Raw genomic sequence first — 5,367 nt, forward strand, 5'->3', positions numbered from 1 at the left:
GCTCCCAGGGCTGAGGGGATGCCCAGGGGGCCCGTAAGTACGACGGCCATGGGGCGACCGCACGCACGGTAGTAGCCGTCGGCGAGGTGCACGGCGCTGTGGGCCTGGATGACGTGGATAAAGGGGATGTCGGTGCCCGGGGTCAGCAGCGCTTCCACCAGGGCCCGGGCGCCGTCGCCCGGGGGCCCGGCTACGTAGTCGACACTGTTGGCCTTGAGTGCCTTGGCGATGATTTGGCCACCTGTGAATTTCACTCGATACTCCAGCGAATGCGCGGCGTCTGGGCCGGGATCAGGCTTGGAGTATTCGCCTGGTGCGGGGTGGGCTCAATTTCGCACCTTGGGTAAAAGAGACGCAGATTGACGCAGATATTGGGGCTCACTACAGCACAGCGGCCTGCAGGCCGGCTTGAGTGTTAGAAGCCAAATCAAAAGCTAAAGCGGGCACGGTCAAATGTGGGAGCTGACTTGCCAGCGATGGCATCGCCCAGGTGTGTCTGATGTACCGAGTTGTCTGCATCGCAGGCAAGCCAGCTCCTACAGAAAAGCCGCTCTGCTTCTGCTCTGGTTTCTAACCTGCAGGTCGGCTTTCAGGCCGCCGTGCTCTTGCTACGGATCCCCCCAGAAACCCCTGGCCCCCCACGTGCGCCGCTTAGGTCACTCCAATGCGTCAGAGTGCGTCGCTTTTAACCCCCCTGCGAAATTGAGCCCCCCGCCTCCCCGCTCAATACTCAACCCATGAAAACAACAAGCCGAGCCTATCAAGCGCTGGGCGCACCGCTTCAGGCCCGCAACACCCTGCAGCCCGGAATAAGCGTGCGTCGCCCCGCCAAGGAAGAGTCAATCGGAACAGTGGAGGCCTTACCACCCTCCCCAGCAGCATGGAATCAATGCTGGCCATAACACTGCCGATCCAACTGACTGCATACAAAAGGACGCACCTGGCATCGACACCAGGCCCACGCCTTGCAAGTCGCTCAACATTTGCACCCACCACCCAGGCAGGAACTCGAAATGAAAAAAGAAATAGAGACGGGTTATGGTTTGACCGGCATTGACTTCAATTCCCTCAGCTTGAAACGACGCTCGTTCCTGCTGGGCGCTGCCGCCTCTGCCGCAGGCTTGTACCTCGGCTCGTTCGTGCCCAGCGCATTTGCCGCCACCACCGGGCACCTGGAAATCCTCGGCTGGGAAGGCGAAACCGGCGACGCCGAACTCGCCGACTGGCGCAAGCAACGCAACGTTACCGTGCGCTCCAGTTATGCCAGCAACCAGGACGACATCACCGCCCGGCTGGCAGGCTCCGATCCGGTGCAGCTCGACCTGACCATGTACGCCCTGGGCTACGAAAAGATCTATCAGGAAATGGGCCTGCTCAAGGCCATCGACACCACGAAGATCCCCAACTATTCCGCCGACAATACCCTCGCGCTGTTCTACAAGGGCAGCCGTTGGTACTGGGACGGCAAGCAATGGGGCATCCCGTTGCTGTGGGGGATGAACACCATCATCTACAACCCCAAGAACGTCAAAAAGCCCACCCAATACACCGACCTGCTGGACCCCAAGCTCAAGGGCAAGTTGACCTTTGTCGATGACGGCACCTCGAACTGGTCGCTGATCGCAACTATCGCCGGCTACGGCGACAAGTACCCCAACCTGACCCGCGCCGAATTCAACGACGCCTTTGAAAAACTCAAGCCGTACCGTGATCAATGCCGCGTGTTCGCGGCTTCGTCGGGTGACGCGGTATCGCTGCTGGTATCGGGTGAAGTGGACGCGGTGTTCTCGGCCTCCGCCAACACCCCGAGCGAAACCATCAAGCGTGGCGTGACCACTGCCCTGTCGGTGCCCAGCGAAGGCGCAGCGCTGTGGTGCGATGCGTTGTTCATCCCGAAAACCGCCAAGGATATTCCCCTGGCCCTGGAGTTCATCAACAAGACCCTGGAGCCCGATACCCAGGCCAAGATGGCAACCACGATGTTCTCCGGCGTGGTCAACCCCAAGGCCGTGCCGCTGCTGCCGGAGGACCTGAGAAACACCTTTGACTACGCGAACCTCGACAGCTTCTTCGAGAAATCCAAACTCTATGGCCAACCGCCCCTGAGCTCCGAAAAGTATGTGACCTATGCGGAATGGATCGATCAGTGGGCGAACTTCAAAGGCTCGTTCTAGAGCGCTTGGCACGCCGGCGCTGGCAACCGTGGGGTGGGTGTTCATCAACACGCGCCCCACGGGTCAACGCGCCCTGACTCTCGAATAAAAACGCAAAGGCAACCTCATCATGACCGTAGTCAACAACACCGAGTCCATGCCCCTGGACGACGGCGATTCAAGGGTCGGTAAACACGTGAAGATGGATAAGAGAACCCTCAGCGGGTATTGGCTGGCGTCGCCGCCGTTGCTGTTTCTGGTGGTGTTCTTTCTGGTTCCGTCGGCACTGTTGCTGATTGCCAGTTTCTGGACCGCCAAGACCTTCAGCATGGAGCCCGCCGCCACCCTGGCCAACTATGCCAAGGCCCTGAGCGCCAGCGGGTTTTATGACTCGCTGTGGATCGCCCTGCAAAACGGCTTCTGGACCGCCCTGCTCTCCACCGTGATCAGTGCGCCGGTGGCCTATTACATCGTGTACCGCACACGCTCCAACGCCGTGTTGTACCTGGCGTTGGTGTCGTGGTTTTCCAGTTACCTGGTACGGGTCTACGCATGGCGCTCGATCCTGGGCACCAACGGCGTGATCAACTCCACCCTGCTGCACTTCGGCCTGATCGACCAGCCGCTGGAGTGGCTGGTGTTCAGCAAGTTCGCCGTGGTGCTGACCCTGGTGCACATCATGCTGCCTTTCACTCTGTTGCTGCTGGTGTCGGGCCTGCGGGACATCAAGAAGGACTACCTGGAGGCCGCTGCCGACCTGGGCGCCGGCGGTGTCACCATTCTGTGGCGGGTGATCATGCCGATGGCCCACAAGAGCATCGTCAGCTCCTTCATGTTCACCTTCGTGCTGGCCGCCAGCGACTACGTCACCCCGCAACTGCTGGGCGGCCGGGATGCGATGACCACCGGGCTGGTGATCGCCAACCAGTTCCGCTCGGTAGGTAACTGGCCACTCGGTGCGGCGATGGCTTATCTGCTGTTGATCGTGTTCATGCTGGTGTACGCGTTGCTGCTGGGGGTGTTGCGCGCAGCCAACCTGGCACCCGGCAAGCGTTACCACGACTGACTGCCGCTCATAAAAAAGGTAACTCGCCATGATCCGGTTATTCACTTACGTCTACATGTTGTTCCTCTACGCGCCCATCGCGATTATCGCGCTGTTCAGCTTTCACTCGTCCGCCTCGCTGTCGTTCCCGTTCGAGGGTTTTTCCACGCGCTGGTACGAGGCGCTGTTCAGCAGTTCGGACTTCATGACAGCCCTGACCAACAGTGCGATCGTCGCCGCCGGTTCGGCGATTCTCACCACGCTGCTGGGCACGTTCTCGGCCCTGGCGCTGATGCGCATGAAAGGCCGGGTAAAAGCGGTGTTCGCGTTCATGAACTTCGCCCCCATCGCCTTGCCCGGTTTGTTTTTGGGGATTGCACTGGTGATTTTCTTCTCACTGGTCGGCCTGCCCCGCTCGCTGCTGACGGTGATCATCGGCCACACCCTGTTCACCTTTCCGTTCTTCGTGGAGTCGGTGCGCTCACGGCTGGAGTATTTCGACCTGTCGTTCGAGGAGGCCGCCCGCGACCTCGGCGCCTCGCCCCTCAAAGCGTTCTGGCTGGTGACGCTGCCGATCATCGGGCCAACCATCGCCGGCGCCGCGATCCTCGCGGTGGCGCTGTCGATGGATGAATTCCTGATCACCGTGTTCGTCACCGGCAGCGACACCACGCTGCCCCTCATGATTCTTTCGATGATGCGCCGCGCCGTCAGCCCCACCATCAATGCCGCCTCGGTATTCATGCTGGTGGTGACCATCGCCATCATCGCCATTGCCGGCCTGGTCATGACCTTGCGTCGTCGCCGCCTCGAACTTGAACGTGCTGAAACTGCAGAGTAATCACCATGACCAACAGTATTGAACTGACCGGGATTTCCAAGAGCTACGGCAACCTCACTGCCCTGGGCAAAGTCGACCTCACGGTAAAACGCAACGAGATCCTGACCCTGCTCGGCCCCAGTGGCTGCGGCAAGACCACCCTGATGCGGATCATTGCCGGCTTCGAAGAACCCACCACCGGCAAAGTGGTGATCGACGGCAAGGACTCCACCGCCCTGGCGCCTGAACACCGCCCGGTGAATATGGTGTTCCAGAAGTACGCGCTGTTCCCGCACCTGGACGTGTTCGACAACGTGGCCTTCGGGTTGCGTTTGAAGAAGAAGCCCAAGGATGAGATCAAGCGTGAAGTGAACAAGGCGCTGGAACTGGTGCAACTGGAAAGCTTCAAGAGCCGCTGGATCTCCGAGCTCAGTGGCGGGCAGGCGCAACGTGTGGCCCTGGCCCGCGCACTGGTGAATCGCCCGGCGGTGTTGCTGCTGGACGAGCCGCTGGCGGCCCTGGACCTGAAGATTCGCCATCACATGCTTAACGAGATCAAGCGCATCCACGAAGAGACTTCCACCACGTTTGTGTATGTGACTCACGACCAGGACGAAGCGATGATCTTGTCGGACCGTGTGGTATTGCTGAACAAGGGTGGCATCGAGCAGATCGGCGGGCCGCAGGAGATGTATTGGTCGCCGCGCACGTTGTTTGCCGCCAGGTTTTTCGGCGATACCAATATCGTCAACGGCACGTATGGGCTCGGTGGCGTGGTCGAGTTGCCGTTTGGGCGTTATGCCCATACGGCTAAAAGCGGCGTGGGTGCAGGGCCGGTGAATGTGTCGATCCGGCCTGAAACCATCGGCCTTGAGCCGGCGCTGGGCGCCGCACTGGCCGACGGTGCGTTCGCCGGGAAGGTCAAGGACACTTCGTTTATCGGTAATCGGGTGATCTACCGCGTGGAGGTGGCCGGTGGCACGCTTGATCTCAAATGCCAGCAACTGCCGACTCCCGGCAGCCACGCACTGCCGCCGGGTACGAACGTGGCGTTGACCTGCAAACCGGAAAGCTTTGTGGTGATTCCGGTCTGAAGGGGTTGAACATGGGGCCTGGCTGAAGCAGCCGAGGTTCATTTTTACGCTGGATCATGCGCTCTTTCACGGGAGGCTGGTCTGGCGTTTTTTTTGCCCGGGGGGAAGAGAGTAATGGTCGGTTTTATTGAGCGGGAAGTGGGCCCTCCGGTAAGTCTAGATTTACCGGGGGCCCGTGCCGGGCTGACCATCTCATTAGGGCTCTGCCCCGCCTGTCGGCACCTCGCCTAGGCTCGGCGTTCCCTCACTCCGGCA

5 protein-coding genes are annotated in these 5,367 nt (G+C 60.4%); 4 read left to right on the forward strand and 1 reads right to left on the reverse strand.

From position 1 onward, the window contains the following. Positions 1–254, reverse strand: a 254-nt coding sequence (locus tag HX846_RS07165; RefSeq protein ID WP_256739789.1) for a thiamine pyrophosphate-binding protein, incomplete at its 3' end; no start/stop codon positions are given. Between the two features lie 759 nt (positions 255–1,013). Here HX846_RS07165 and HX846_RS07170 point away from each other — a divergent pair. The 4 genes from HX846_RS07170 (at position 1,014) to HX846_RS07185 (ending at position 5,112) form a co-directional block, all read left to right on the forward strand. Further along, positions 1,014–2,174, forward strand: coding sequence for a PotD/PotF family extracellular solute-binding protein (locus HX846_RS07170; RefSeq protein WP_008430158.1), 1,161 nt, complete (start codon positions 1,014–1,016; stop codon positions 2,172–2,174). A gap of 109 nt (positions 2,175–2,283) precedes the next feature. Then, positions 2,284–3,219, forward strand: a complete 936-nt coding sequence (locus HX846_RS07175) for an ABC transporter permease (RefSeq protein ID WP_008430156.1) — start codon at positions 2,284–2,286, stop codon at positions 3,217–3,219. 28 nt (positions 3,220–3,247) lie between these two features. Further along, positions 3,248–4,039, forward strand: a complete 792-nt coding sequence (locus HX846_RS07180) for an ABC transporter permease (RefSeq protein WP_008430153.1) — start codon at positions 3,248–3,250, stop codon at positions 4,037–4,039. A gap of 5 nt (positions 4,040–4,044) precedes the next feature. Beyond that, entirely contained in the window at positions 4,045–5,112 is a 1,068-nt protein-coding gene (locus tag HX846_RS07185; RefSeq protein WP_008430152.1) for an ABC transporter ATP-binding protein, read from the forward strand. Positions 5,113–5,367: the final 255 nt, after the last annotated feature.

Source organism: Pseudomonas sp. K5002, assembly GCF_013386655.1.
In the GTDB taxonomy this organism is placed as follows: domain Bacteria; phylum Pseudomonadota; class Gammaproteobacteria; order Pseudomonadales; family Pseudomonadaceae; genus Aquipseudomonas.